Source organism: Curtobacterium sp. 458 (genome assembly GCF_030406605.1).
In the GTDB taxonomy this organism is placed as follows: domain Bacteria; phylum Actinomycetota; class Actinomycetes; order Actinomycetales; family Microbacteriaceae; genus Curtobacterium.
Genome location: NZ_CP129104.1, coordinates 2,012,515 through 2,037,467, shown reverse-complemented (window position 1 = coordinate 2,037,467; position 24,953 = coordinate 2,012,515). Strand labels below are relative to the sequence as shown.

Sequence of the window (24,953 nt, the reverse complement as noted above, 5' to 3'; positions counted from 1 at the left end):
GACGGGTGTGAGCGCAGCAGCAGAGCACAGCCGCACGGTCGTCGTCGGCATCACCGGGGGCATCGCCGCGTACAAGGCCGTCGGGGTCGTCCGCGACCTCGTCAAGCGCGGCCACGAGGTCCACGTCGTCCCGACGGAGGGCGCCCTGCGGTTCGTCGGGCTCCCGACCCTCGAGGCACTCAGCCGCAACCCGGTCACGACGAGCGTCTGGGACGACGTCGCCGAGGTCCGGCACGTCGCGCTCGGCCGCCGCGCCGACCTCGTGGTCGTCGCCCCGGCGACCGCGGACGCCCTGGCCCGGATGGCGGCGGGTCTCGCGGGCGACCTGCTCGGCACGACGCTCCTCGCCACCGAGGCGCCCGTCGTGGTCGCACCCGCGATGCACCCGCAGATGTGGGAGCACCCGGCCACCCGGGCGAACGTCGAGACCCTCCGCGCCCGCGGCGTCCGCTTCGTCGGGCCGGTCGTCGGCGCGCTGACCGGGGACGACGCCGGCATCGGCCGGATGTCGGAGCCCGAGGACATCGTCGAGGCCGCGCTGGCGGTGCTGGACCAGGCCGACCACCCCGACGACGCCGGTCTGTCCACCGGGACCGCACCGTCCCTCCCGGCCGGTGACCTGCGCGGGGTGCGCGTGCTGGTGACCGCAGGGGGGACCCGCGAACCCGTGGACCCCGTCCGGTTCGTCGGCAACCGGTCGAGCGGTCGGCAGGGTGTGGCGTTCGCGGCGGACGCCGCCGGCCGCGGGGCCGTTGTCACCCTGGTCGTGGCGAACGTAGACGCCGGACTCACCGCCGACCTCGGCGTCGAGGTGGTGTCCGTCGGGTCCGCCCTCGAGCTCGCCGACGCCGTGCGCGCGGCGGCCGTCGACGCGGACGTGGTCGTGATGACGGCGGCGGTGGCGGACTACCGGCCGGCCGAGGTGCACGCCGAGAAGCTCAAGAAGGACGCGCAGGGCGACCGCCTCACGCTCGAGCTCGTCCGGAACCCCGACGTGCTCGCCGAGCTCGTGGCGAACCGGCGGACGGGGCAGATCATCGTCGGGTTCGCCGCCGAGACGGAGCCCGACCGCGCGGCCCGCATCGAGCTCGGGCGGGCCAAGATCGCGCGGAAGCCGGCGGACCTCCTGGTCGTCAACCACGTCGGGTGGTCGTCGGGCTTCGAGCGCGAGGAGAACGCGATCGAGGTCCTCACCCCGGGCGGCGAGGTCGTGCGGGAGACCTCCGGGTCGAAGGCCGACGTGGCGGCGGCCGTCCTCGACCTGGTCGCGACCGCGCTGGCCTGACGCGGCGCGACGGCAGCGCGCCCGCGCGCTGCACACCGCCGCGTTGCGCGCCGCAGCACTGCGCACTGCGCACTGCCTCGCTGCGCGTTCCGAGGGAGCGACGAGCACGATGGGGCCATGCGACGACGTGAACGCACCAGACGCGCCAACCGCACCGCTGCCGCCCTCGCGGTCGTGCTCGGCGGCGCCGGTGTCACCCACTTCCTCCGCCCGCGAACCTACGACCGGATCGTCCCCGAGGCGCTCCCGCCCCGCCTGACGACGCTGCTGTCCGGCGTCGCCGAGCTCGGCATCGCGGCGGGACTCGCGGTGCCCACGACCCGACGTGCCGCGGGGTGGGCCGCCGGAGCGCTGTTCCTCGCCGTCTTCCCCGCCAACGTCAAGATGGCGAAGGACCTCCTCGACTCCCCGCGGTCGTCCCGGGCGATGCGGCTCGTGTCCGTGCTCCGGCTGCCGCTGCAGGCGCCGCTGGTCTGGTGGGCGGCCCGCGTGGGTCGGCACGGCGGATGAGCGAGGCGCGCGCGGCGGTCCCGCTGCTGCACCGGCCCGTGACGGTGCACGCGTGGGAGGACATCGTCTTCGCGCACTGGCGGCACGACCCGGACGTCCTCGGCCGGATGCTCCCGCGCGGGACCCGTCCGGACGTCGTGGACGGCAGTGCCTGGGTCGGGCTCTCCGCCTACGTCTTCCGCGAGACGCGGGTGCCGCCCTTCCCGCCGTCCGGGCGGCTCCACTCGATGACCGAGGTCACTCTCGAGGTCCTGACGGTCGACGACCACGGACGGCACGGCGTCGCCTACCGGACGGTCGACACGGACAACGTGCCGGCGATCGTCGCGGCGCACGCGCTCCTCGGTGTCCCGTACACGTTCGCGCACGCCGGCTCGCGACGACGCGGGGACACCGTCGCGCACCGGTCCGTGCGGCACCCGAACCGCGCGCTCCACCCGTTCCGCGCCGCGCGGGCGCTGCGGCTGACACCGACGGGCAGGCCGGGAGGCTCGCCGCGCCCCCGCCACGCCGCCGCGGTCCGTGTCGTGGCCGGTCCGGTCACGACGGCGCCGCTCGCGGTCGAGCTCACGACGCGCGCGGGGATCCACGCGCGGCACCTCGCGCAGACGGTGTTCTGGCAGCGGCAGCACCCGCCGCTGACGATCCGGTCGGCGCGCGTCGAGCAGCTGTCGGGCGACCTCCCCGCGGCCGTCGGGCTGCCGGGGCTGTTCGACCGGGCACCCGACTCGGCGCTCGTCGTGGACGCGACGACCGTCCGCTACGCGTGGGGGGACGTGGTTCGGTGACCGACCCCGACCTCGTCCGGTTCGTCACCGCGCAGGAGGGCGTGTACGAGACCGCGCTCGCCGAACTCCGCGCCGGACGCAAGCGGACGCACTGGATGTGGTTCGTGTTCCCGCAACTCGCCGGACTCGGACGCAGTCCGACCGCGCAGCACTTCGCGATCACGGGGCTCGACCAGGCCGCGCGGTACCTGGCGGACCCGGTGCTCGGGCCGCGGCTGCTCGAGGCCGTGGCGGTCCTGACGGAGGCTCCGGCGCCGTCGGCCGAGGTGTTGCTCGGCGGCGTCGACGCCGTGAAGGCGCGGTCCTCGTCGACGCTCTTCGCCCGGGCCGCGCCGGACCCCGTCCCGTTCCGCGCCGCGCTCGACCGCTGGTACGGGGGCGAGGAGGACCCGGTGACCCTCCGACTGCTCGACGCGGGACCGGTACCCCGTTCGCCCGGCGACCGCTGACCGTATATCAGGTACGGTGATCCGTACGGCCGCACCCGGAGTGTCGGTCGCACGACGAGCAGACCTCGAGGAGGGTCCCCCGATGCCGGTCCCCACCAGCGCACCCACCGAGCACCAGCTGCTCCGCGACACCGTCCGCGCGAAGATCCACGACGCGATCATGGACGGCACGCTGGAACCGGGCGAGCGACTCAACGACGACGAGCTCATCGCCTGGCTCGGTGTCTCCCGGACCCCCATCCGCGAGGCCCTCAGCCAGCTCGCCCGCGCCGGGCTCATCGAGATGGCGCCGAACCGGTACACCCGGGTGACCACGCCCAAGCCGGACGAGGTCGTCGAGGCGTTGCAGACCCTCGGTGTGCTGTTCGGCGGCGTCGTGCGCCTCGCGGTCCCCCGGCTCGGGTCCGCGAGCCGGAAGGAGATCCTCGCCGCGCTCGACACGACGATCGCCGAGTTCGAGGCCCACGACGTCACCGCGGTGAACCACGACGCCCTCGACGTGTTCGGACTCTACGTCGCCGAGTGCGGCAACGCCGACCTGCAGCGCGTGTGCCGCGACACCACGGACGGGCTCGGGTTCCGACTCCGCCTGCCGAACCTCGACGAGCTCGTCGACTGGGACCGGATGACCGAGGACTTCAAGCGGCTCCGGGCGGCGACCGAGGCCGGCGACAACGTCGCCGCCGAGCTCGCGACCGAGGCGATCCACCAGCTTCCGGGCGAGAAGCACTGAGAACCCTGTACGTCCGGACAGGTACGGTTGTACCGGCCGCACTCAGCCTGCCCGGTAGCATCTGGACGACCCCCTGAGAGCCGAACCCGGAGGCCACCCATGAGCGCTCGCGAGACCGACCGGACCGCCATCGCGGCCCGACTCGCGGCAGCGGTCGGACGCATCAACCGACGTGCCCGCACCGACTCCGCCTCACTCGGGTACGGCATCGTGTCCGCCCTCGCGACGATCGAGCGCGAAGGGCCCCTGCGACCGGGCGACCTCTCCCGCCTCGAGGTGGTCACGAAGCCCACCATGACGCGGATCCTGACCGAACTCGAGCAGCGCGGTTTCATCGAGCGCGAGGCCGATCCGCGGGACGGACGGGCGTTCATGGTGAGCGCCACGCCGGCCGGTGTCGCAGCGGTCGAGGAAGCACGGTCGCAGCGCACGGGCATCGTCGCCGAACTCATCCACGACCTCCCCGACGCGGACGTCGACGCGATCGCGAACGCCCTCGGCGTCCTGGAGCGCATCGCGCAGGGCGAGCGCACCCAGGAACCTCCCACCTCCTGACCCCTGATCCGGTCGTTACCGAACCGTTACCAACGGGCGGACGGACCGTTCTGCCAGTGTTCCTGGACGCGCTGCCCAGCGTGACGCGTCATCGTGTCGGCTCCGCCACGGCGTGACCTCCCACGGTCACCGGAGGGCGGACGGACGGGCCCCACACCACCGTCCGGGCCTCACCCGACTCGCGGACCCCGACGGTCCCACCGTCCCCGACCTCCACGCCTCCCCCACCCCGGCGTGCCCGGGACGGTCCGCGCCCGAGTCGGCCGACCACCGGAACCGATGAAGCGACGCACCACCGAACTCCCCACGACCACCGCCTCCACCCGACGCGAGGCCCTCGACTCCCCCTCCCGACGCGTGCGGCGGGCCGTCCGCAACCGGACGACCCTCGTCGCCGCGGGCGCAGCCGTCCTGGCCGTCGCCGGCGGCGGTGTGCTGGTCGGGACGCAGCCCGCACTCGGCGAGGCGCTCGGCGTCCCGACGGCCAGCCCGACGTCCGCTCCCGCGCTCGACGGCACCGCGCTCGACCGCGCCCAGGCGCAGGCCACGATCTCGAGCGCGCAGGTCGTGCTCGCCGACGCGAACCACAAGACCGACACCGCGGAACTCGAGCAGCGCGTCGACGCACTCGACGACTACCGCACGCTCTCCGGCGCCGCGCTGACGAACCGGATCGCGTCCACCGTCGCCGCCACGCAGCAGGTCGCCGAGGCCAGCGCCGCGCAGGACAAGTCCGACGTCGATGCGAAGCGTGCCGCGGCCGAGCAGGCCGCCGCGGAGAAGGCAGCAGCCGAGAAGGCCGCCGCCGAAGCCGCCGAGCAGGCACGCAAGCTCGCCGCGGGCAACACGGTGGCGGGTGCGAAGGCGACCGCGAGCTCGCTCGCGTCCTCGCAGTACGGCTGGGGCTCCGACCAGTTCCAGTGCCTCGACAACCTCTGGACCAAGGAGTCCGGGTGGAACTACCGCGCCGTGAACAGCAACGGCGGGGCGACCGGCATCCCGCAGGCGCTCCCCGGCTCGAAGATGGCGACGATCGGCTCGGACTGGCAGACCAACGCCACCACCCAGATCAAGTGGGGTCTGCAGTACATCGCCGACGCGTACGGCACCCCGTGCGCCGCGTGGGGACACTCGCAGGCGTCCAACTTCTACTGATCCTTCCGGATCTCCCGGCCGTCTCGTGGTCGCGCCCGGAGTGCGGTAGGCATGCTCCGTGACCACGACCGGACTGCGCCGCATGGCGCCGCGCGACCCCGCCGAGGCGCACCGCGCCGCGAGCCCGCTCGAGCTGCTGTTCGACCTCGTCTTCGTCGTCGCGGTCGGGTTCGCCGCGACGAACCTGCACGAGATCGAGGCCGAGGGACACGTCAGCACCGCGGTCGTCGCCTACGCGTTCGTGTTCTTCGCGATCTGGTGGGCGTGGATCAACTTCACGTGGTTCGCCACCTCGTTCGACACCGACGACTGGCTGTACCGCGTCACCACGTTCGTCCAGATGGCCGGCGTGCTCGTCCTCGCCGCCGGGGTGCGCCCGTTCATGGCCGAGGGCGACCTCACGATCGCCGTCGTCGGGTACGTCGTCATGCGCCTCGCCCTCGTCGCACAGTGGCTCCGCGCCGCGGGGTCGTCGCCCGAGTACCGCCGGACCGCGCTCCGGTACGCGGTCGGCATCGTCGTCGTCCAGGTGCTCTGGGTGCTCGCCCTGGCCGTTCCAGAGGCCGCGCGCCCGTGGGTGGTCCCCGTGCTGATCCTGCTCGAGGTGCTCGTGCCGCCGTTCGCCGAGCAGGGGTCGCGGACCACCCCGTGGCACACGCGGCACATCGCCGAGCGGTACTCGCTGTTCACGCTCATCGTCCTCGGCGAGGGACTCGTCGCGTCCGCGAGCGCGGTCATCGACGGCATCGCCGACGCCGACCACCTCGGGCCCCTGCTCGTGCTCGCCGCCGCGGGCCTCGTGATCGTCGCCGGCATGTGGTGGATCTACTTCTCCCGCGAGCAGCACGCGCACATCCGGTCCCTCCGGACCGCACTCGTGTTCGGCTACGGCCACTACGTCGTGTTCGCCGCAGCAGGAGCGTTGCCCTCCGGCATCGAGGTGGCCGTGAGCGCCGACGCGGGCGAGGCGGACCTGTCGCACGGCACCGTCGCGGCGACGATCGCCGTCCCGGTCGCGATGTTCGTGCTGGCGATCTGGGCGCTCGCGCTGCGTCCGTCGCTGTCGGTCGGTCGGAACGCCCTCGTCGTCGTGCTGGCGCTCGGGATCGCGGCCTCGGTCCTCGTCCCGGAGGTGTCGGTCGTCGTGACCGCGGTCCTCGTCGCGGCGATCGTGGTCGTGCTGGAGGTGGCGGACCGACGGTGAGCACCGCCGGTCGACGCTCGGGAGCGGTCAGCCGATCCGGGCGACGCGGACGTCGACCCGGCTGAGGGCCAGGCCGTGCTCGGTGGCCGCGGCGAGTGCGGCGACGTGTGCCTCGTGGGCGGTCTCGGGCGCCGGCCGGGACAGGTCGGTGCCGATGACGATCCGGAGCACGTCACCGTCGAGGACGACGCGGCTCGGTGCCGTCCGGGCGGCCAGGCTCTTCACCGCGGACACGGTGCTGCCGAGGGTGGGCCGGGCGCGGTAGAGGTCGGCGACCCCGGGGACCTCGAGCACGGCGGCCTCGACGGCGCCGAGGATGTCGTCGGCGGGGCTCATGCGTCCTCCTCGGGGGCTGCGTCGGCGGCGGTGTGGCGGGCATCGGCGTCGGTGTCGTCCGTGCGGGGCAGCAGGTCACGGACGACGACGTCGACCGAGTCGACCACGAGGTCGGTCTGGTCGGCGAGGACCCGGGCGACGGTCTCGCGCACCTCGGCGGCGACCGTGCGGATCGTCGCCCCGGAGCGCACCGCGATCTCGACGACGACCCGGACCGGCGCCCCGAGCTCGGTCACGTCGCCCTCGAGCGTGCAGCGCGCGATGAGTGCGTCGCCGACGCCGTCGCCGGCGCTGCGGACGAGGGACCGGATGGCGCCCTCGGTCATCACCGGACGTTCAGTCGGCGCCGCCGGGCGGAGCGGGACGTCACGGCCGGCACGGGCCTCGAGCGAGATGTTCGCGAGGACACCGCTCACCCAGGACTCGTCGGCCGGGGCCTCCTCGGCGGCGGCGGCCTCGAGGGAGCCGAGGGACGTCTGCCGGAGCCGGACGAGGGCGGCGAGCGCGTTCTGGCACGCCGGGGAGTCGTCGATGGTCGGGTCCGCGGGCTGCATGCCCGCGTCGAGGTAGTCGGCCAGCTCGTCGATCGAGTGGCCGTCGAGGTCGTCGGGTTCGAGGGACTCGAGCCGGACGTGCTCGGGATCGGTCATCGCCATCCCTCCATGAGACGGATCATGTTCTTCCGGGCTCGGGACAGCAACCCGCGGACGGTCGAGACGGGGAGGTCGAGCTCCTCGGCGATCTGGTCGTACGAGTACTCGAGCACCTCCTTCATGAGCCAGCACCGGCGCTGCGCTTCGGGGAGCTCGGCGAGGGCGGTCTCCACCGCTTCCTCACGCGAGCGTGCCTCGGCGATGCGCTCCGGAGCGTCGTCCGACGGCGCCTCGACCTCGATCTCGGTGACGTCGTCGTGGAACCGACGGGCCCGGATGCGGTCGATGCACTTCCGGCTGAGGATGCGCATGAGCCAGGACTTGACCTTGGCGTGGTCCTCGAGGCGGTCGAGCCGGTCCCAGGCCGTGATGAACGTCTCCTGCACGACGTCGTCGAGCTCGTCGGTCGACCCGAGTGTGCGGCGTGCGTACGCCCGCAGCAGGGGCGTGTAGCGGCGGATGAGGACCTCGAACGCCCGGACGTCGCCGTCGGACGACCGGCCCGCGAGGACGGCGTCGTCGAGGTCGGTGAGGAGCTGGTGGGGCACGGGATCCTTCTACCGGGGTCGGATGGGGTCTTCCTGAGCACGGGCGGACGTCCCGCTCACCGGGCACCTGCGCGGAACCCGTGCGCCGAGGTCACCCGGAACGGTCCGACCGGCCGAGCGGCGAGGGCACGGACCCGCGCCTGCGCGAGCAGGTGCGTCCGCGCGGTGCGGTGACGGGGGTCGGTGCGCGGGTTCGGGGTGTCGGTCATGGTCGTTCCTCCTCGGGCCGTGGAGACGGCCTCCACCGACAGGACGGAGCAGGACGGCACTTCGTCACACGCGGCACCCGACTTCTGCCGCTGGCCTCCGTACGGCATGCTGGTGCCGTGCCCCTGGTGACCGCCGTCTGCCGCGTCGAGCGGCTCCTGCCCGACTCCGGGACGATCGGCGTCACGGCCATCGACAAGCGTCCGGTCGAGGGGCCGGTCCGGGTCCGCCCGCTCGGCCTGTACGCCGACGTGCAGGCCGACCGGAAGCACCACGGCGGCGAGGACCAGGCGGTCTACGCGTACGCGGACGAGGACGCCGCGTTCTTCGCCGACGCACTGGGCCGCGACGTCCCGCCGGGGCTGTTCGGTGAGAACCTGCGGACCTCGGGGCTCGACGTGACCGGCGCGGTCACCGGCGAGCGCTGGCACGTCGGCGACTCCCTCGTCCTCGAGGTCACGATCCCGCGGATCCCGTGCGGTACCTTCGCCCGCCGGATGCGCTTCGACAAGTGGGTCCGACGCTTCACGGAGGAGGGTCGTCCCGGCGCCTACTTCCGCGTGGTCCGGTCCGGGCCGGTGCAGGCCGGTGACGGCGTCGAGGTACGAGACCGGCCGGACCACGGCGTGACGATCGGCGAGCTCTTCGCCGGGGTCAGCGCCGAACGCGCGCGTGCCGTCCTCGACGCGGGTCGTCCGGTGGCGCCGAAGGTGCGGGTCCTGCTCGACAAGGCACTCGCACGCGGCTGACCCAGCGGGTCGTCGTCAGTCGGGCAGGGTGCGGCGGACGGGGTCGATCGGTCGCTTCGCGCGCGGCAGCCCGGCGACCACGAGGTCGTACGCGTTCGCGACGAGGTCCTCCACGAGGGTCTCGTCGATGCCGTCCCCGGGCGCGAGGGTGATCCAGTGCCGCTTGTTCATGTGCCAGCCCGGCGTCACCTCGGCCAGGTCGCGGACGAGCGCCGCTCCGTGCGGCGGGGCGCACTTCAGGTTGACGATCGGGACGCCCCGCAGCTCGGACGTCATGACGAACATCTTGCCGACCACCTTGTAGACGACGGCTCCCTCGCCGAACGGCTGCGTCTCCTCGACCGCTGGCAGACCCATCGCGGTCCGCGCAGCCACCTCGTGCAGGCTTGCTCCGTCCATGCCCCCAGCATGCCCGAGGTCGGGCCCCGATCGGGGGTATGAGTGATCCTCGCGGTGGCCCTAGTCTGAGCGGATGCAGATGACCCGATCACTCAGCATGGCGGCCGCGAGCGTCGTCCTCGCCGCCACCGCCGTCGTCGGCGGCGCCTCGGCCGCACAGGCCGCCCCCACCGTCTACAAGAACTGCGACGCCGTGCACCGCGTGTACTCCGGCGGGATCGCGAAGAAGTCCGTCACCAAGAACAAGGTGACCTCGGCCGGCAAGGTGACGTACCGCGCACTCAAGGGCACCGTCAAGAAGGACGACAAGCTTTACGCGGCCAACAAGAAGCTCGACCGCGACGCCGACGGCATCGCCTGCGAGAAGAGCTGACCCGACCACGCACCGGACGAGGCCCGGCGCGCACGGAGCGCGCCGTGCCTCCCGTCCGGGACCGCGACCGGAGGTCGCTGCGACCCGTGTCGCCGCGACCGGGCTGCGCGTCAGAGCGGGGGCACGCCCTCGTGACCGGAGCGCGGGCGGGCCGTCCCGGCCACACCGGTCACCACCGACCCCGCCGGCACGTCCTTCGTGACGACCGTGTTCGCGCCCACGACGGAGTCCGCGCCGACCGTGATCGCCCCGATGAGGGACGATCCGGCACCGAGCACCACCCGGTCCCCCACCCGCGGGTGCCGCCGCGCGCCCGGCCCGTGCTCGCCACCCCGGCCGCCGAGCGTCACGCCGTGGAAGAGCACCACGTCGTCGCCGACCACCGCGGTCTCGCCGATGACGACCCCCATGCCGTGGTCGATGAAGAACCGGCGGCCGATGCGCGCACCCGGGTGGATCTCGATGCCGGTGACCGACCGGGCGACCTGCGCGACGACCCGGGCGGCGAAGCGCGACCCCGGCAGTCCTCGCGCGAGCCAGAGCCGGTGCGTCAACCGGTAGGTCCAGATCGCGTGCAGGCCGGAGTAGACGACCGCGTTCTCGAGGTCCCCACGTGCTGCGGGGTCACCGCGGCGTGCTGCGGCCAGGTCCTCCCGGATGGTCCGCAGCACGCCGCGCCGACGGGCTGACGTCACGCAGTGAGCCCCTCGAAGAGCACCGTCGAGAGGTAACGCTCACCGGTGTCGCAGACGATCGCGACGATGCGCTTGCCGGCGTTCTCCGGGCGGGCACCGACCTCGATCGCGGCGTGGATGATCGCGCCGGAGGAGATGCCCGACAGGATGCCCTCCTGCGTCCCGAGGTCTCGGGCCACGCGCAGGGCGTCGTCGAGCTCGACGTCGAAGACCTCGTCGATGACGCTGCGGTCGAGGACCTCCGGCACGAAGTTCGCGCCGATGCCCTGGATCTTGTGCGGGCCGGCCTTGCCCTCGGTCAGCAGCGGCGAGTCCTTCGGCTCGACGGCGATGACCTGGACGCCCGGCACGCGTTCCTTGAGGACCTGACCGACACCCGTGATCGTGCCGCCCGTGCCGACGCCCGCGATGAACACGTCGACGTGTCCCTCGGTGTCGCGGAGGATCTCCTCGGCGGTGGTCCGGCGGTGGATGGCGGCGTTCGCGGGCGTCTCGAACTGGTGCGCCAGGATCGCTCCGGGGGTCTCCTCGACGATCTGCTCGGCGCGCGCCACGGCTCCCTTCATGCCCTCGGGGCCGGGCGTCAGGACGACCTCGGCACCGTAGGCGCGGATGAGGGCGCGACGCTCGACGCTCATCGTCTCGGGCATCGTGATGACGACTCGGTAGCCGCGGGCCGCACCGACGAGGGCGAGGGCGATGCCGGTGTTGCCCGACGACCCCTCGACGATCGTGCCGCCGGCCTGCAGCTCGCCGGACTCCTCGGCCGCGTCGATGATCGCGACACCCAGGCGGTCCTTGACGCTCGCGCCGGGGTTGTAGAACTCGAGCTTCGCGAGGATCTCGGCGCTGCCCTCGCGCGGCAGCCGGTTCAGCCGGACGAGCGGGGTGTTCCCGAACGCCTGCGAGATGTTGTCGTGGATGGTGCCGCTCATCTGGTCCGTTCCTCCGGGTCGGGCCGCGCCGCCGTCAGGGGCGGTCCGGCGTGCGGTGCGCTCCTGTGCGCCTGCGGTGCGAGCCTACCGAGCGGAGCCGGGTTCGCCCTGGTCCGTGACGCACCGGTACGAGGCACGATGCAGCGGAGCACCGCGTCCGCCGGGCGCCGGGCGCCGGCCGCCGGATCGAACCTCGGGAACGACGTCGAACCGGGTCACGAGGCCGGTTCGACGTCGTCCCCGTGGTGCGACACGCGCGACGTGCCGAACACGACGCAGGCCGAGTCGCGCCGCGTAGCGTCGCGTCGCGTCGCGTCGCCTCAGCCCACCCCCGTAGTCCGCGCGAACGCCTCGTCCGTCGCCTCGAGCACCCGCAGCACGTTCCCGCCGGCCAACGCCAGCAGGTCGTCGTCGTTCCATCCCCGCCGGACCAGCTCGTCCGCCAGGACCGGGTACCGCGACACGTCCCGCAGGTCCGGCGGCAGCACCGGCGTCCCGTCGTAGTCGCCACCGATCCCCACGTGCGCGATGCCGGCGACGTCGCGGGCGTGCTCGACGTGGTCCGCGACCTCCGCCACGGTGACGAGCGGCGCCTCCCCCACCGACCCGTCTGCTTCCCAGTCGGCGTAGGCCCGCGACACGAACGCCGGCACGAAGGTGATCATCACGACACCGCCGTTGTCCGGCAGCCGCTCGAGGACGTCGTCGGGCACGTTCCGCGGGTGGTCGCACACGGCCCGGGTGGACGAGTGGCTGAAGAGCACGGGCCGGGTCGCGACGTCGAGCGTGTCGTGCATCGTCGCGGGGGCGGTGTGCGACAGGTCGACGAGCACGCCCGTGCGCTCCATCTCCGCCACGACCTCTCGGCCGCGGTCGGTGAGGCCGCCGTGCGGGTGCGCGCCCGTCGCCGAGTCCGCCCAGGGGGTGTCGTCGTTGTGCGTCAGGGTCATGTAGCGGACCCCGAGGCGTGCGAACGACCGGAGGACGGCGAGGTCGTCGCCGATCGAGTGGCCGCCTTCGGCGCCGAGCAGCGACGCGATGCGTCCGTCGGCCACCGCTGCCCGCACCTCGGCCGCGGTCCGGGCGAGGGCGAAGGTCTCCGGGTACCGCTCGACGATCCGGAGCGCGAGGTCGATCTGCTGCAGCGTCGTCCGGACGGGGTCGGGTTCGGAGCAGGGCACGAACACCGACCAGAACTGCCCGACCACCCCGCCCGCCCGGAGCTTCGGCACGTCGGTGTGGAGCGAGCCCTCCTCGGTGTCGATGCCCTCGACCCCGGAGCCGTGGGTGTCGCGCCGCTCCCAGGGCAGGTCGTTGTGGCCGTCGATCACCGGGAACACAGTCATCCGCCGACGGTACCGCAGCCGCCCGCGGTCGCCCCGTCGCTAGGCTCGGCCCATGGACCCCGTGACGTTCAGGACGGACCGCCTGGTGCTCTCGCCGCCGGAGCAGTCCGACGCCGACGCCGTCATCGCGTACGCCACGGACCCGGACGTCATCGCGTACACCCCGGTCCCCGTGCCGTACGGTCACGCCGAGTTCGCGGAGTGGCTCGAGCGGTGCCGTACGGGCTGGGCCGAGGGCTCCCGGCTCGCGTGGGCGATGCGCCGCGCCGAGGACCCGCGGTTGCTCGGCACGGTCGAGCTGTTCGGCATCGCGGACGGGTCCGCGGAGGTCGGCTACGCCGTCCACCCCGACGGCCGCGGGCACGGGTTCACGACGGAGGCGGTCTCCCGCATCGTGGACTGGGCGTTCGCCGAGCCGCCGCACGGCCTCGGCCTCGTCCGCGTGCAGTGGCGTGCGATCGCGACGAACCGTCCCTCCGCCGCGATCGCCCGCCGCGTCGGCATGTCGTTCGAGGGCCTCCGACGCTCGGCCAGCGTGCACCGTGGTCGACGACACGACGAGGCGCTCGCCGCGGTCCTCCGCGACGACGACCGGTCGGCTCCGCAGGGCTGGCACGCCGCCCCGTAGGGCTGGCCCGCCGCGTGACGGTCCGGTTCCGGCTCGACACCCACCTCGACTGCCCGCCCGAGCAGGCGTTCGCGCTGTCCCTCGACATCGGCACGCACGAGCGCTCCCTCGCCGGGACGGGCGAGCACGCCGTCGGCGGCGTGATGAGCGGCAGGATCGGCCTCGGCGAGACGGTCACGTTCCGCGCCCGCCACCTCGGCGTCGTCTGGCGGCTCACGAGCCGCATCACCGCACTGGAGGCTCCACACCGGTTCGTCGACGAACAGGTGCGTGGGCCGTTCGCCCGGTTCCGGCACGAGCACCGCTTCGAACGCGCCGGCACCGGCACGCGGATGGTCGACGACGTCGTCGTCACGGCGCCCTTCGGACCCGTCGGACGGCTCGCCGAGCTCCTCGTCCTGGACGGCTACCTGCGCCGGCTGCTGTCGACGCGGAACGCCGCGCTGGCCGCCGAGGCGGCCGCAGCCGAGGCCTGACCGGACGTCAGACCGCGTGCGCCCCGAGCAGCGCACCGGCGGCGTAGGTCGCGGCGAGCGCCAGTGCGCCACCCACGACGACGCGGATCGTCGCACGGCCCCGGGCAGCCCCACCGAGCGCAGCACCGGTCGCCCCGGTGACGGCGAGCGCGACGAGGACGGCCACGACGGTCACCGCGACCCGCACGGCCTCGGGCGCGAGGAGCATCGCGAGGAACGGCAGCGCCGCCCCCGTGGTGAAGGTCGCCGCGGAGACCCAGGCGGCACGCCACGGGCTGACGACCTCGTCCTCGGCGTCGCGGAGGGCGGCCTCGGCCCGGAGCGCCCGGACCTCGGGTCGGACGAGCTCGGCCGCGACCGAAGAGGCCACCTCCGGCGCGACCCCGAGCCCCCGGTAGTGCGCCGCGATGGTGTCGGCGTCCTCGGACTCCGCCTCGAGCTGCGCCTGCTGCGCGGCCTGACCGGTGCGCTGGGCATCACGGGCACCGCTCACGGAGACGTACTCGCCGAGCGCCATCGAGACCGCCCCGCCCACGAGCGCTGCGGTGCCGGCGGCGATGACCGGGCCGGTCCCGGCGCCCGCCCCGGCGACGCCGACGAGCACGGCGGCGACGGACACGATGCCGTCGTTCGCGCCGAGCAGTCCGGCGCGGAGCCAGTTGAGCTTCGCGGCGCTGGTGGCGTCGTGATCGGTGGCGGGGAGCACGAGGTCCGATGCGGTCGACATGCGACGAGGATGCCACCGTCCAGGACGTTCCGCCAGCAAGGTGAGGCTGCCCTGACCTGGGGTTTCGTGGTGAGGGCAGCCTCACCTGCGCGACCGCCCGACACTGCGGGAAACCGCACCCTTCCCCGCATCGGAGGCACCCCCGGCGAGGAGTCGGACGGCCCGGATGACACACTCCAGCCATGGGCAGGGGAATCAGGATCGACCACGTGGGCGTCACGGTGCCGGACATCGACGCTGCCACGGCGTTCTTCGAGGCGGCACTCGACGCCGTGTTCCTCTACGACGTCCGGAGCCGGACCGAGGAGCCACGGAGCACCCCGGAGGTGCACGGCTACCTCGGGATCCCGTCGACCATGGCGCAGGGTGCCATCCGGATGCTCGCGCTCCCGGAGGGGCCCGGGCTCGAGCTGTTCGAGTACCTCGGGCCGGACCAGCACTCCCCCGCCGCACCGTCGGACCTCGGGTGGCAGCACGTCGCCCTGTACGTGGACGACATCGACGCCGCGCTCGAGAAGGTCGAACGAGCCGGCGGACTGCGGAACTCCGACCCGCGGGAGCTGCGCGGCGTCGAGGCCGGCGAGGGCAACCGCTTCGTGTACACCCGGACGCCGTGGGGCTCGACGCTCGAACTCGTGAGCTACCCGACCCCGCAGCCGTACCTGCTCACCGCGCCCCGGGCGAAGTGGGAGCCGTGGCCGTCCCCCGAGGACGCGCGGCGCGAGCCCGTCGGGGCACTGCGGACCGCCGTCGCGTCGTGGGCGGACGGCTCCCCGTTCCGCCGCGCGGGCGTCGACGCACTGCACCCCGAGCCGGTGCCCGCCTGGTCGGCACTCCTGGCGGCGACGTGGCGAGCGGTCGCCGCCGTCATCGTCCCCCGGCGACCCAGGCGCGCGTCGATCGACCGCTGAGCGGGTGTGCGAAGGGCTCGCCGGCCGGCCGGAACCCGGCACCGCGGTAGAGCCGGACGGCGGGCGCGTTGTCCTCGAGCGCGTGCAGGACCACCCGCGGGTGTCCCGCGCGGCCCGCCGCGGTGACGGCCGCCTCGAGCAGCTCCCGCCCGACGCCACGGCCCTGTGCCCGCGGCGCCACCGCCAGGAGCGACAGGTACGCCGCGTCGGCCGGGTCGCCGGCACCACCGGTGCCCGGTGCCGTCACGAGCACGAAGCCGGCGATGCCCGCGCCGTCCTCGGCCACCACGAGCGCGACCCGGTCCACGCCGAACTTCGTCACTGCGCGTCGGCGCACGGCGTCGGACTCGGGGAGACCGTCACGGACGGCGACGGCGGACACCCAGAGGTCCGTGCACGCCGTGTCCTCGTCCCCCGAAGCTGCACGGAGGACGAAGGACGGGAGGGTCATCCGGTCAGCCTACGACCGACCGCTCGCCGATCCGGTAGCCGGCACCCCGGTGCTCCTCGGGCAGCCGGTCACCGCGTCCGTGCAGCTTGTGCCGGAGCGACCCTTCCTCGTACCCCTCGGGGTAGACACCGCGGGCGCGGAGCTCCGGCACGACGAACTCGATGACGTCCTCCCACGTGCCCGGCGTCACCGCGTAGGCGAGGTTGAACCCGTCGACGTCGGTCTGCTCCTGGATCCGCTGCAGCGTGTCCGCGATGGTGGCGCCGGAGCCGACCGCGACCGGTCCGAGTCCACCGATCGCGGTGTGCCGGGCGAGGTCCCGGATGGTCCACTTCGAGCCGTCGGTGCCCTCGGCCGCGGAGATGTTCGCCGCCGCCGACTGGATCGCGTTCGACTCGACGTCGCCGAGCGGCTCATCGAGCTCCCACTGCGCGAGGTCCACGCCCATCCAGCCGGAGTTCAGCACGAGGGCACCCTCCTCCGACGCGTACGACAGGTAGTCCTCGTACTTCGCCTGGGCGGCCTCGTCGGTGGCGTCCGTGATCACGGTGAGCAGTGAGTAGACGCGGGCGGCGTACCGGTCGCGACCAGCTGCCTCCAGGGCGTCCCGGATCTTCGTGACGGTCGCGGCCAACTGCGGCAGGGTCGGCGCCCCGACGAACACCGCCTCGGCGTTCTCGGCCGCGAAGCGGACGCCTCGCGGGGACGCGCCGGCCTGGTAGATGACGGGCGTGCGCTGCACCGACGGCTCGGAGAGGTGGATGCCCGGGACGTCGAAGTGCTTCCCGTGGTGCTCGATCGGGTGCACCTTCGCCGGGTCGGTGAAGACGCCGGTCGGACGGTCCTCCACGACGGCGTCGTCCTCCCACGAGCCCTCCCAGAGCTTGTAGAGCACCTCGAGGTACTCGTCCGCGACGTCGTAGCGGTCGTCGTGCGACAGCTGGTCCGTCTGCCCCATGTTGCGGGCCGCGCTCGGCAGGTACCCGGTCACGACGTTCCACCCGACCCGGCCCTTCGTGAGGTGGTCGAGCGTCGACATGCGCCGCGCGAACGGGTACGGGTGCTCGTAGGCGGTCCCGGCGGTGATGCCGAACCCGAGGTGCTCGGTCACCGCCGCCATCGCCGAGACGAGGAGCACGGGGTCGTTCACGGGCACCTGCGACCCGGTCCGGAGCGCCGACTCGTCCGACCCGCCGAACACGTCGTACGTGCCGAGGACGTCGGCGATGAAGATGCCGTCGAACGCGCCGCCCTCGAGGATCTTCGCGAGGTCCGTCCAGTACGACAGGTCGTTGTAGTGCCGCGAGCGGTCACGGGGGTGGCGCCACAGCCCGGAGGACTGGTGCGCGACGCAGTTCATGTCGAACGCGTTGAAGCGGATCTGCCGGGGTGCGCTGTCGGTCGTCACGGTCGCGACGCTACGGGTGGGCCGTCGCGTCCGCCACGGACGTTGCGTCGTGTGACACGCCCGGCCGGGAGGCACGGGTGCGGCCCGTCCCACGGCTCGCGTCCGGCGGGCGCACCGTCCGCAGCGCGCGGGTGCGCTGTCCGCACGCCGAACGATTGCTGGGCACCGGTGCGCTCGCCACGGCAGGATGCAGGGGTGCCCCAGACCATGCAGCGCACCCGGTGGTCCGCGACGACCCAGGACCCGGCCCAGGCATCGGAGCAGCTCCGCGCGCTCCCCGACCTGCGTCGCGTCGACGTCGAGCCCGGCGCCGACGGCTTCGCGTTCGACATGCGTCGGCGCGGGACCGACCTGCTCTCCCTGTGGTCCTCCGCGTCCTCGGGCGAGGTCCGTGGCGAGGTGCAGGCCGACACCGCGATGGTCCTCTTCTGGTTGAAGTCCGGCACCGGTGCCGTCGACGACGACCACGACGTCCCGACCGGTCGGCCGTCGCTCTTCCGCCACGACCTCCAGCACGTGCGGTGGACCGGGTACGAGCTCGACCTCATCCGCATCGACCGACGGACCGTCGAGGAGGTCGCCGCCGAACGGGGTGCCTGGCGTCCCGGGCCGCTGCGCTTCCAGCCGCACCACATCCCCGAGGGCCCCGCGCTCGCCGCGTGGTGGCTCATGGTCCGGACCGTGGCCGCCGAGGTGCTCCGCGGCCCCTCCGTCGTGCCCGAGGCCCGCGAGCGGGAGCTGACGCGCTTCGCCGCCGGTGGGCTCCTCACCGCGATCCCGCACTGGCCGATCGGCGAGCAGGGGCCGCCCCCGACCGCAGCGGCCGCCCGGTTCGCGCGCGCCGAGGGATTCCTGCTCGACCACGCCACGGAGCAGATCTCGGTCGAGGACGTCGCCGACGCCGCCGGCCTGAGCATCCGCGGGCTGCAGGAGGCGTTCCGGCGGCACCACGGCGTCACCCCGACGACGTACCTCCGGCGGATCCGGCTGTTGCTCGCACGGGAGCAGCTCGAGTCCGGCGAGGCCGAGAGCGTCGGCGACGTCGCCCGTGCGGTCGGGTTCGGCCACCTCGGGCGCTTCGCGAGCAGCTACCGCGCGGAGTTCGGCGAGCTGCCCCGCGAGACGTGGTCGGCGTCGCGGAAGGACCGCTGAGTCCGCCGGTCTCGCCGAGTCACCCGCCGTACTGGGCGCAGCTGTCCGTGCCGCTGTAGCAGGGGTGGTAATCGTCCGGCAGGGGGCCGGACCCACCGTCGTCGTGCCACCGCCCCTGCGGCACCGAGAGGACGACGGCCGCCACGAGGACGACCGGCACGAGCGTCAGGGTCGTGAAGGCGACCCACCGCACGCCGGCGCGGACGGCGAGCACGAGGGCGGCGACCAGGAGCAGGCCGGCGAGGACGAGCAGCCCCTCGTACCGGTGGACGGACGCGGGCGACTCGTCCGGTCCGTCGAACAGGCGGAGCGTGGACACGAAGTTGCCGAGCAGCACGACGGGCATGCTGCAGAAGAGCAGGCCGGCGGTGACGGCGAGCCGGCGCTCCACACGGCGACCGCGCCCACGTCGGCGCTCGGTCTGGTGTCGCGCGTACTCGGCCGCGACTCGATCCCCCGGGGTCGTCACGCGATCATGGTGCCACGGCGGTGGCCTCGCGCGCGGCTGCCTCGGCGGCGACCCAGGCGAGCATGCCGCACTTGACCCGCATCACGAACTTCGAGACGCCGTGGAACGCGACGAGGTCCTCGAGGACGTCCTCGTCGGGCTCGCCTGCCCCGCGGGAGCGCATCATCTCGCGGAACGCCTCCGTGAGCGCGAGGAACTCGGGGACGGTCCGGCCGGCTGCCATGTCGGTGAGCACGGACGCGGACGCCATCGAGATCGAGCAGCCGTCGCCCTGCCACGCGAGCTCGGCGATGCGGTCGGTCCCCGGTTCGAGCCGGACCCGGACGGTGATCTCGTCGCCGCAGGTCGGGTTGCGCTCGAAGTGCTCCGCGTCCGCGGACTCGAGGGGGCCGTCGCCGTGGCGGGCCCTGGCGTGGTCGAGGATGACCTGCTGGTAGAGGGAGTCGAGGGCGTTCACCGGGCGGCCCCCTCGCTCGAGGCGCCGAAGTAGTCGCGGATCTCGCCGACCGCCTGCACGAAGCGGTCGACGTCCGACTCGGTCGTGTACACGTAGGTGCTCGCCCGGGTCGTCGCGACGAGCCCGAGGCGACGGTGCAACGGCTGGGCGCAGTGGTGGCCGGAGCGCACCGCGATCCCCTGCGCGTCGAGGTACTGGGCGACGTCGTGCGCGTGCACGCCGTCGACGTCGAAGGACACCAACCCCGAGCGGGGCACCCCGGCCGGCGGCCCGACGACGCGGATCCCGGGGGCACCGGCGAGCCCGTCGAGCATGCGCTGCGCGAGGTGCTCCTCGTGCGCGCGGACCTGCTCCGTGCCGAGCCGCTCGAGGTACCGGACAGCCTCGGCGAGGGCGACCGCCTGTGACACCGGCTGCGTCCCCGCCTCGAAACGCTCCGGCGCCGGCATGTACTCGCTCGACTCCATCGTCACGGTGGTGATCATCGAGCCGCCGGTGCGGAACGGCGGCAGCGCGTCGAGGAGCTCCGCGCGGCCCCAGAGGACGCCGATGCCGTTCGGCCCGAGCATCTTGTGCCCCGAGAACGCCGCGAAGTCGACACCGAGTTGCCCGAGGTCGAGCGGCCGGTGCGGTGCCGACTGGCAGGCGTCGAGGACGACGAGCGCCCCCTTCGCGTGGGCGAGCGCGACGACCTCGGCGACCGGGGCGACCATGCCGGTGACGTTCGAGACGTGGGCGAAGGCGACGACCTTCGTGCGGTCGGTGATGTGCTCGGCGGCGTCCGCGGCCGTCCAGGTTCCCTCGTCGCTGACGGGGACCCAGCGCAGCGTCGCGCCCGTGGTCGCGGCGAGCTCCTGCCACGGGACGAGGTTCGCGTGGTGCTCGGCCTCGGTGACCAGGACCTCGTCGCCGAGCCCGATCCGGAAGCGCTCGGCGGCGGGACCGCCCCGGCCGCGGCTGGCGTTCGCGAAGCCGTACGCCACGAGGTTGAGGGCGTCGGTGGCGTTCGCCGTCCAGACGACCTCACGCGGGGCGGCTGCGCCGACGAAGCGCGCGACCGTGGCCCGCGCGTCCTCGTAGGCGTCGGTGCTCAGCGCCGCGAGCGTGTGCGCGCCGCGGTGGACCGCCGCGTTGTCGCGCTCGAGGAACGCGCGCTCGGCGTCGAGCACCTGGCGCGGGCGTTGCGCGGTGGCGCCGGAGTCGAGGTAGGCGAGCGGCTGCCCGTTCACCTCCTGCTGCAGGATCGGGAAGTCCGCGCGGATGCGCAGCACCTCGTCCTCGGTGAGCGGTGTGCTCGGTCCCACGATGGTCACGACTGGTCCTCCCGGTGTCGCCGGTCACGCGACGACCCGTCAATCGTGGTCGTTGTTCCCGCCGACGTCCAGTCGGATCGTCGTGGACCCCGTGCTACTCGTTGCCGACGTGCTTGTCAGCGGTGTCGCGCGCGCTGTCGATCTTGTCGTCGAACTTGCCACCGGTGGCCTTCTTGACGGCATCGGCGACGCCGTCGAGCACCTTGTCGCTGACGCCCTCGGCCTTCTCGCTCTTCAGCGCGTCCTGCACCTTGCCGTCCTGCAGGAACTGCTGCGCCTTCTTGGTGATGTCGTCGAACCCGGCCATGATCGGCTCCTCCACTCGGGCGGAGCACGTCCGCCCCGCGTGCGGCCGATGGTAGGCGTTCGGCCCGTCGGTGTCCGGGCGCCACCTGCTCAGGCCATCTGGGCGCTGCGGCGGCGGGCGAGCACGTACGAGACGGCGACCGACCCGGCGACGGCGAGCAGGGCGGGCACGAGGATGTCCGTCCCCTGCTGGGTGAACTCCACGACGAGCACGAGTGCCGTGAAGGGCGCCCGCATGGTCGTCGCGAGGAACGCCGCCGCGCCCACGAACGCGAACGCCGCGAGCGACGTCGAGTCGACGGGCCAGAGCAGCAACCACAGCCCGCCGAGGCCGCCGCCGATGGCCGAACCGATCGCGATGGACGGGGTGAGGGTGCCGCCGACCGCTCCGGCGCCGATGGTGACCGCGGTGGTCGCGGTCTTCAGGATCCCGAGGACGAGCAGCAGCAGGATCGGGACGAGCCCGAGTACGGAGGCGTCGTCGAGGGCGGCGTTCATCGCGACGACGCCGAGCGCCCGACCGTTCCCGAGGACCTCGGGGAACGGCACCGCGACGAGCCCGACGAGCGCGAACGCGACCGGGAGCACGACGAGCAGGTGCCAGCCCTTCGGCGCGATCCCCTGCAGCCGGTTCGTCAGCTTCACGAACCCGACCCCCGCGAAGCCGAGGACCGGCCCGACGACCACCGACCAGACGAGCAGCGACTCCGACATCGACATCGCGGGCACGTGGTAGAGCACCTCGTCCGGGATCACGAGCCGTGCGGTGAAGGCGGCGATCGCGCTCGTCGCGAAGGCCGGCAGCGCGGTCGCGAAGGTGAGCTCGCCGAGGAGCACCTCGACCGCGAACAGGGCCCCGCCGAGCGGCACGTCGTACACGGCGGCGAGGCCGGCTGCGGCACCGCACGCGACGAGGATGCGGGTCTCCCGGGCCGTGAGCCCCGCACGGACGGTCACGAGCTGGGCGAGCCACGCGCCGAGCTCACGCGGGGCCACCTCCTTGCCGATGGAGCCGCCGAGGCCGACCGCGAGGATCTGCACGCCCGCGTTCGCGACGGTCGAGAGCGCGGGCATCCGCTTCCCGGAGACCGCGGCGGTCACGGCGACCGTGGGTCTCGCCCAGCGTCGGAGCGCCCACCACGCGACCGCGGTCAGGACCCCGGCCGCGGCGACCGCGAGGAACCGGCGCCACCCGGAGTCGGCGTCCGCTGCCTCGAGGTGTCCGCCGTAGGGGAAGCCGAACGCGACGAACTGGATCAGCTGGAGCGCGAGCCACACCGCGACGCCGGCGATGCCGCCCGCGACGCCGACGAGGGCGGTGACGACGGCGATGCGGAGCGCCCAGATCGGGGTGGCGTGACCGGGTACGGATCGACCGGCGGCGGATGCCCGACCGGTGGGGGTGGCGTGACCGGTGCGCGGCATGGCGACGAGCCTACCGAGCACCGGTCACAGGTCCGACCGCCGTGACGCCGGACGACAGGGCGCGGGCCCTCCGCCGTGACGCCGGACGACGCGGGGTCAGACCGCTGTGACCCGGAACGACACCACGGCGTCGGCGGGCAGGTGTGGCGGCTGGACCCCGACCGTCGTGAGCACCCGGCCGGAGAACTCGCGGGAGCCCGACCACCACGCGGGTGCCTTCAGGCCGTGCAGCTCGCCGACGACGACGGGGTCGACCCGGTAGCGCGTCCCCGGGTCGAGGTCGCGGAAGCGCACCCGGCCGGTGTTCGACACGTCCGACCATCCGGTGCTCGCCAGGAAGAACACCGCGCTCCGCTGGTCGGGCGCGACGGTGCCGTACACGAGGCGCGTCGGCTCGACCTCGTCGACCCGCACCAGGTCCCCGCCGTGCAGGAGCGGCCGGAGCTCCTTGTAGAGCGCGGTCCACGCGGCGAGGTCGCGGAGCTCGTCGTCGGTCGCGCGGGCGAGGTCCCACTCGATGCCGAGGTGCCCGACGAGCGCGGTCCCGGCCCGGAAGGCGAGGTCGTGGTACCGGCCCGTCGTGTGGTTCGTGCCGCTCGCGACGTGCGCGCCGAGGAGCTCGGGCGGCAGGAGCTGCTGCGTCCAGCGGTGCATCCGCTGCCGTTCGGACGGGTCGATGCAGTCGGACACCCACACGCGGTCGGTGTGCTCGATGACACCGAGGTCGACGCGGGCGCCGCCGGACGAACACGACTCGATCTCGAGCGCCGGGAATCGCTCCTTGAGCGTCGCCATCAGCCGGTAGGTGGCGAGGGTCTGCTCGTGCACGGCTGCTCCGCCGCCGGGGAACCCCGCCTCGACGAGGTCGCGGTTGTGGTCCCACTTGACGTAGTCGACGCCGTACTCGCCGATGATCGCGGTCATCCGCTCGAGGACGTACGCGAAGGCCTCGGGGATCGCGAGGTCGAGCACCTGCTGGTCACGGGAACGCACGGGCAGCCGGCCGTCGGCCTGCATGATCCACTCGGGGTGCGCCCGCGCGAGGTCACTGTCCTCGTTCACCATCTCCGGTTCGAACCACAGGCCGAACTGCATGCCGAGCGCTCGGACCCGGTCGACGATCGGGCCGAGGCCGTCCGGCCAGACACCCTCGTCGACGTACCAGTCGCCGAGCCCGGCGTGGTCGTCCCGGCGGTGCCGGAACCAGCCGTCGTCGAGGACGTAGCGCTCGACGCCGAGGGCCGCGGCGCGCTCGGCGAGGTCGGTGAGCCGGTCGAGGTCGTGGTCGAAGTAGACGGCCTCCCAGACGTTGATCGTCATCGGGCGCGGGGTCGACGGGTGCTGCGGACGACGACGCAGCCAGCGGTGGAAGCGTCGGGCCTGGTCGTCGAGGCCGTCCCCGTACGCGAACCACACCCACGGCGTCCGGTACGACTCCCCTGGCCCGAGCCGGACCTCGCCCGGCAGCAGGAGCTCCCCGCCGCCGACGACCTGCCGCCCGGTCGACAGCCGCTCGGCGAGGTGCCGGTGGTTGCCGCTCCAGCCGGTGTGCACGCCCCAGACCTCGCCGTGGCCGAACCCGAACCCGGGCTCCCCGACCGAGAGCACCGTCGCGGCGTCCGGCCCGGTGCGTCCCCGACGGTTGTCGCGCTCGTGCGTCCCGACGTGCAGGGTGCTCCGCTGCGGCGTCCGCTCGCCGCCCCACCGTCCGGCGAGGTCGAGGACCTCACGGGCGCGGTCCGGGATCGGGAGCGCGAGGTGCACGTCGTCGAGCGTGTAGGTGCCCTCCCCGGTGTTGGTCACCTCGGCGCGGGTGCGGACGAGCCCCGAGGAGGTCAGCTCGACCTCGAGCACGACCGCGAGCCCGGCGGTCTCGTCGCTCCCGCGCGCGATGACGGCGGAGTCGGTGACGTCGAGCGAGGACACCGTGAACGCCGGCGACCAGTCGCGTCCGTCGCGGTGCCCGGAGATACCCGGTCGGCCGTTCCAGCCGCGGTGCGGCTCCGGCAGCACCGCGAGGCGCACCGGCACGTCGGCCTCGTTCGGCGCGACGACGGCGACGTCGGCGCCGGCCAGGGCGGCGAGGTCCTCCGCGGACACGTCGCCCAGGGCGGCGCCCCAGTGCACCACGGCTGGGAGCGCTCCCGGAGAACAGTCGAGGACGAGGGAGACACCCTCGGCGGTGAGGTGGACGACGTCGGTCATGCAACGACCTTGGCACACGCCCGAGGGCGACACGCGCGCGTGACGCGCGACCGGCCGTCGGACGGGAGGCCCGTGGCGGCGCCGCCACGGGCCTCCCGTCCGACG

At 73.6% G+C, this 24,953-nt stretch carries 31 protein-coding genes; 14 read left to right on the top strand and 17 right to left on the bottom strand.

The window, feature by feature from the left end; translation table 11 throughout:
* Positions 1-7: 7 nt before the first annotated feature.
* From coaBC to QPJ90_RS10120, 8 genes are all read left to right on the top strand, one after another.
* Positions 8-1,285 (top strand): bifunctional phosphopantothenoylcysteine decarboxylase/phosphopantothenate--cysteine ligase CoaBC, encoded by a 1,278-nt coding sequence (coaBC, locus tag QPJ90_RS10155; protein ID WP_290131126.1) that lies wholly within the window; start codon positions 8-10, stop codon positions 1,283-1,285.
* 117 nt (positions 1,286-1,402) lie between these two features.
* On the top strand, positions 1,403-1,795 hold the full coding sequence (locus QPJ90_RS10150) for a hypothetical protein (RefSeq protein WP_290131125.1): 393 nt from the start codon (positions 1,403-1,405) through the stop codon (positions 1,793-1,795).
* Positions 1,792-2,583, top strand: coding sequence for a DUF2071 domain-containing protein (locus QPJ90_RS10145; protein ID WP_290131124.1), 792 nt, complete (start codon positions 1,792-1,794; stop codon positions 2,581-2,583). The genes QPJ90_RS10150 and QPJ90_RS10145 overlap by 4 nt, the downstream gene beginning before the upstream one ends.
* On the top strand, positions 2,580-3,032 hold the full coding sequence (locus tag QPJ90_RS10140; RefSeq protein ID WP_290131123.1) for a DUF1810 domain-containing protein: 453 nt from the start codon (positions 2,580-2,582) through the stop codon (positions 3,030-3,032). The genes QPJ90_RS10145 and QPJ90_RS10140 overlap by 4 nt, the downstream gene beginning before the upstream one ends.
* Before the next feature lie 82 nt (positions 3,033-3,114).
* Positions 3,115-3,765: a GntR family transcriptional regulator gene (locus tag QPJ90_RS10135; protein ID WP_290131122.1), complete on the top strand. Its 651-nt coding sequence runs from the start codon at positions 3,115-3,117 to the stop codon at positions 3,763-3,765.
* A 99-nt stretch (positions 3,766-3,864) separates the two neighbouring features.
* Positions 3,865-4,320 (top strand): MarR family transcriptional regulator, encoded by a 456-nt coding sequence (locus tag QPJ90_RS10130; protein WP_058724303.1) that lies wholly within the window; start codon positions 3,865-3,867, stop codon positions 4,318-4,320.
* A gap of 279 nt (positions 4,321-4,599) precedes the next feature.
* Positions 4,600-5,475, top strand: coding sequence for a phospholipase (locus QPJ90_RS10125; RefSeq protein WP_290131121.1), 876 nt, complete (start codon positions 4,600-4,602; stop codon positions 5,473-5,475).
* Positions 5,476-5,533: 58 nt separating this feature from the next.
* A complete protein-coding gene (locus QPJ90_RS10120; protein ID WP_290131120.1) occupies positions 5,534-6,679 on the top strand; it encodes a low temperature requirement protein A in 1,146 nt (381 codons plus the stop codon).
* 27 nt (positions 6,680-6,706) lie between these two features.
* Here the strand turns inward: QPJ90_RS10120 and QPJ90_RS10115 are convergent, their stop codons facing one another.
* The 4 genes from QPJ90_RS10115 to QPJ90_RS10100 are packed head-to-tail and all read right to left on the bottom strand — an operon-like array spanning position 6,707 to position 8,425.
* The gene (locus QPJ90_RS10115) at positions 6,707-7,015 is read right to left on the bottom strand and encodes a hypothetical protein (protein ID WP_290131119.1); all 309 of its coding nucleotides are present in this window, start codon (positions 7,013-7,015) and stop codon (positions 6,707-6,709) included.
* Positions 7,012-7,665, bottom strand: coding sequence for a hypothetical protein (locus QPJ90_RS10110; RefSeq protein ID WP_290131118.1), 654 nt, complete (start codon positions 7,663-7,665; stop codon positions 7,012-7,014). Before QPJ90_RS10110 ends, QPJ90_RS10115 begins: the two co-directional genes overlap by 4 nt.
* Positions 7,662-8,216, bottom strand: coding sequence for a sigma-70 family RNA polymerase sigma factor (locus QPJ90_RS10105; RefSeq protein ID WP_290131117.1), 555 nt, complete (start codon positions 8,214-8,216; stop codon positions 7,662-7,664). Before QPJ90_RS10105 ends, QPJ90_RS10110 begins: the two co-directional genes overlap by 4 nt.
* 56 nt (positions 8,217-8,272) lie before the next feature.
* The gene (locus QPJ90_RS10100; protein WP_290131116.1) at positions 8,273-8,425 is read right to left on the bottom strand and encodes a hypothetical protein; all 153 of its coding nucleotides are present in this window, start codon (positions 8,423-8,425) and stop codon (positions 8,273-8,275) included.
* A gap of 117 nt (positions 8,426-8,542) precedes the next feature.
* Here QPJ90_RS10100 and QPJ90_RS10095 point away from each other — a divergent pair, with 117 nt between their 5' ends.
* Positions 8,543-9,172, top strand: coding sequence for an MOSC domain-containing protein (locus QPJ90_RS10095; RefSeq protein WP_290131115.1), 630 nt, complete (start codon positions 8,543-8,545; stop codon positions 9,170-9,172).
* Positions 9,173-9,187: 15 nt separating this feature from the next.
* Here the strand turns inward: QPJ90_RS10095 and QPJ90_RS10090 are convergent, their stop codons facing one another.
* On the bottom strand, positions 9,188-9,571 hold the full coding sequence (locus QPJ90_RS10090; RefSeq protein WP_290131114.1) for an MmcQ/YjbR family DNA-binding protein: 384 nt from the start codon (positions 9,569-9,571) through the stop codon (positions 9,188-9,190).
* Positions 9,572-9,644: 73 nt separating this feature from the next.
* Between QPJ90_RS10090 and QPJ90_RS10085 the strand changes: the two genes are divergently transcribed.
* Positions 9,645-9,944 (top strand): excalibur calcium-binding domain-containing protein, encoded by a 300-nt coding sequence (locus QPJ90_RS10085; RefSeq protein WP_290131113.1) that lies wholly within the window; start codon positions 9,645-9,647, stop codon positions 9,942-9,944.
* Positions 9,945-10,054: 110 nt separating this feature from the next.
* Here QPJ90_RS10085 and epsC read toward each other — a convergent pair whose 3' ends face one another.
* From epsC to QPJ90_RS10070, 3 genes are all read right to left on the bottom strand, one after another.
* A complete protein-coding gene (epsC, locus tag QPJ90_RS10080; protein ID WP_290131112.1) occupies positions 10,055-10,639 on the bottom strand; it encodes a serine O-acetyltransferase EpsC in 585 nt (194 codons plus the stop codon).
* Positions 10,636-11,574 (bottom strand): cysteine synthase A, encoded by a 939-nt coding sequence (gene cysK, locus QPJ90_RS10075; protein ID WP_290131111.1) that lies wholly within the window; start codon positions 11,572-11,574, stop codon positions 10,636-10,638. The genes epsC and cysK overlap by 4 nt, the downstream gene beginning before the upstream one ends.
* A gap of 320 nt (positions 11,575-11,894) precedes the next feature.
* Entirely contained in the window at positions 11,895-12,920 is a 1,026-nt protein-coding gene (locus tag QPJ90_RS10070; RefSeq protein ID WP_290131110.1) for a dipeptidase, read from the bottom strand.
* Positions 12,921-12,972: 52 nt separating this feature from the next.
* Here QPJ90_RS10070 and QPJ90_RS10065 point away from each other — a divergent pair, with 52 nt between their 5' ends.
* Positions 12,973-13,548 (top strand): GNAT family protein, encoded by a 576-nt coding sequence (locus QPJ90_RS10065; RefSeq protein WP_290131109.1) that lies wholly within the window; start codon positions 12,973-12,975, stop codon positions 13,546-13,548.
* A gap of 14 nt (positions 13,549-13,562) precedes the next feature.
* On the top strand, positions 13,563-14,024 hold the full coding sequence (locus QPJ90_RS10060; RefSeq protein ID WP_290131108.1) for an SRPBCC family protein: 462 nt from the start codon (positions 13,563-13,565) through the stop codon (positions 14,022-14,024).
* 7 nt (positions 14,025-14,031) lie between these two features.
* On the opposite strand, the gene QPJ90_RS10055 is transcribed toward QPJ90_RS10060, so the two are convergent.
* Positions 14,032-14,751, bottom strand: a complete 720-nt coding sequence (locus QPJ90_RS10055) for a VIT1/CCC1 transporter family protein (protein ID WP_290131107.1) — start codon at positions 14,749-14,751, stop codon at positions 14,032-14,034.
* Between the two features lie 182 nt (positions 14,752-14,933).
* Between QPJ90_RS10055 and QPJ90_RS10050 the strand changes: the two genes are divergently transcribed.
* Positions 14,934-15,662, top strand: a complete 729-nt coding sequence (locus QPJ90_RS10050) for a VOC family protein (protein ID WP_290131106.1) — start codon at positions 14,934-14,936, stop codon at positions 15,660-15,662.
* On the opposite strand, the gene QPJ90_RS10045 is transcribed toward QPJ90_RS10050, so the two are convergent.
* Both QPJ90_RS10045 and QPJ90_RS10040 read right to left on the bottom strand, forming a co-directional pair.
* On the bottom strand, positions 15,619-16,113 hold the full coding sequence (locus QPJ90_RS10045) for an N-acetyltransferase (protein ID WP_290131105.1): 495 nt from the start codon (positions 16,111-16,113) through the stop codon (positions 15,619-15,621). The genes QPJ90_RS10050 and QPJ90_RS10045 overlap by 44 nt on opposite strands.
* Positions 16,114-16,117: 4 nt before the next feature.
* Positions 16,118-17,521 carry an LLM class flavin-dependent oxidoreductase gene (locus QPJ90_RS10040; protein WP_290131104.1) on the bottom strand — a complete coding sequence of 468 codons (1,404 nt, stop codon included), beginning with the start codon at positions 17,519-17,521 and terminating at the stop codon, positions 16,118-16,120.
* 195 nt (positions 17,522-17,716) lie between these two features.
* On the opposite strand from QPJ90_RS10040, the gene QPJ90_RS10035 reads away from it, so the two are divergent.
* Positions 17,717-18,673, top strand: a complete 957-nt coding sequence (locus tag QPJ90_RS10035) for a helix-turn-helix transcriptional regulator (RefSeq protein WP_290131103.1) — start codon at positions 17,717-17,719, stop codon at positions 18,671-18,673.
* A gap of 19 nt (positions 18,674-18,692) precedes the next feature.
* On the opposite strand, the gene QPJ90_RS10030 is transcribed toward QPJ90_RS10035, so the two are convergent.
* From QPJ90_RS10030 to QPJ90_RS10005, 6 genes are all read right to left on the bottom strand, one after another.
* Positions 18,693-19,142 (bottom strand): DUF6234 family protein, encoded by a 450-nt coding sequence (locus QPJ90_RS10030; protein ID WP_290131102.1) that lies wholly within the window; start codon positions 19,140-19,142, stop codon positions 18,693-18,695.
* A gap of 4 nt (positions 19,143-19,146) precedes the next feature.
* On the bottom strand, positions 19,147-19,599 hold the full coding sequence (gene sufU / locus QPJ90_RS10025; RefSeq protein ID WP_290131101.1) for a Fe-S cluster assembly sulfur transfer protein SufU: 453 nt from the start codon (positions 19,597-19,599) through the stop codon (positions 19,147-19,149).
* The gene (locus QPJ90_RS10020) at positions 19,596-20,903 is read right to left on the bottom strand and encodes a SufS family cysteine desulfurase (RefSeq protein ID WP_290134205.1); all 1,308 of its coding nucleotides are present in this window, start codon (positions 20,901-20,903) and stop codon (positions 19,596-19,598) included. The genes sufU and QPJ90_RS10020 overlap by 4 nt, the downstream gene beginning before the upstream one ends.
* Before the next feature lie 103 nt (positions 20,904-21,006).
* Positions 21,007-21,219: an antitoxin gene (locus QPJ90_RS10015; RefSeq protein ID WP_290131100.1), complete on the bottom strand. Its 213-nt coding sequence runs from the start codon at positions 21,217-21,219 to the stop codon at positions 21,007-21,009.
* An 89-nt stretch (positions 21,220-21,308) separates the two neighbouring features.
* Positions 21,309-22,643, bottom strand: coding sequence for a chloride channel protein (locus QPJ90_RS10010; protein ID WP_290131099.1), 1,335 nt, complete (start codon positions 22,641-22,643; stop codon positions 21,309-21,311).
* Positions 22,644-22,739: 96 nt separating this feature from the next.
* On the bottom strand, positions 22,740-24,848 hold the full coding sequence (locus QPJ90_RS10005; protein ID WP_290131098.1) for an alpha-galactosidase: 2,109 nt from the start codon (positions 24,846-24,848) through the stop codon (positions 22,740-22,742).
* Between the last annotated feature and the right edge of the window lie 105 nt (positions 24,849-24,953).

Bases quoted from the DNA above. Each gene is read 5' to 3' on its own strand.
- QPJ90_RS10005 (WP_290131098.1), bottom strand. From the start codon at position 24,848: ATGACCGACGTCGTCCACCTCACCGCCGAGGGTGTCTCCCTCGTCCTC.
- QPJ90_RS10045 (WP_290131105.1), bottom strand. From the start codon at position 16,113: ATGACCCTCCCGTCCTTCGTCCTCCGTGCAGCTTCGGGGGACGAGGAC.
- QPJ90_RS10110 (WP_290131118.1), bottom strand. From the start codon at position 7,665: ATGACCGATCCCGAGCACGTCCGGCTCGAGTCCCTCGAACCCGACGAC.
- QPJ90_RS10050 (WP_290131106.1), top strand. From the start codon at position 14,934: ATGGGCAGGGGAATCAGGATCGACCACGTGGGCGTCACGGTGCCGGAC.
- QPJ90_RS10130 (WP_058724303.1), top strand. From the start codon at position 3,865: ATGAGCGCTCGCGAGACCGACCGGACCGCCATCGCGGCCCGACTCGCG.
- QPJ90_RS10065 (WP_290131109.1), top strand. From the start codon at position 12,973: ATGGACCCCGTGACGTTCAGGACGGACCGCCTGGTGCTCTCGCCGCCG.
- QPJ90_RS10145 (WP_290131124.1), top strand. From the start codon at position 1,792: ATGAGCGAGGCGCGCGCGGCGGTCCCGCTGCTGCACCGGCCCGTGACG.
- QPJ90_RS10010 (WP_290131099.1), bottom strand. From the start codon at position 22,643: ATGCCGCGCACCGGTCACGCCACCCCCACCGGTCGGGCATCCGCCGCC.
- QPJ90_RS10150 (WP_290131125.1), top strand. From the start codon at position 1,403: ATGCGACGACGTGAACGCACCAGACGCGCCAACCGCACCGCTGCCGCC.
- QPJ90_RS10070 (WP_290131110.1), bottom strand. From the start codon at position 12,920: ATGACTGTGTTCCCGGTGATCGACGGCCACAACGACCTGCCCTGGGAG.
- QPJ90_RS10085 (WP_290131113.1), top strand. From the start codon at position 9,645: ATGCAGATGACCCGATCACTCAGCATGGCGGCCGCGAGCGTCGTCCTC.
- cysK (WP_290131111.1), bottom strand. From the start codon at position 11,574: ATGAGCGGCACCATCCACGACAACATCTCGCAGGCGTTCGGGAACACC.
- QPJ90_RS10115 (WP_290131119.1), bottom strand. From the start codon at position 7,015: ATGAGCCCCGCCGACGACATCCTCGGCGCCGTCGAGGCCGCCGTGCTC.
- QPJ90_RS10100 (WP_290131116.1), bottom strand. From the start codon at position 8,425: ATGACCGACACCCCGAACCCGCGCACCGACCCCCGTCACCGCACCGCG.
- QPJ90_RS10015 (WP_290131100.1), bottom strand. From the start codon at position 21,219: ATGGCCGGGTTCGACGACATCACCAAGAAGGCGCAGCAGTTCCTGCAG.
- QPJ90_RS10090 (WP_290131114.1), bottom strand. From the start codon at position 9,571: ATGGACGGAGCAAGCCTGCACGAGGTGGCTGCGCGGACCGCGATGGGT.
- QPJ90_RS10135 (WP_290131122.1), top strand. From the start codon at position 3,115: ATGCCGGTCCCCACCAGCGCACCCACCGAGCACCAGCTGCTCCGCGAC.
- QPJ90_RS10125 (WP_290131121.1), top strand. From the start codon at position 4,600: ATGAAGCGACGCACCACCGAACTCCCCACGACCACCGCCTCCACCCGA.
- QPJ90_RS10055 (WP_290131107.1), bottom strand. From the start codon at position 14,751: ATGTCGACCGCATCGGACCTCGTGCTCCCCGCCACCGATCACGACGCC.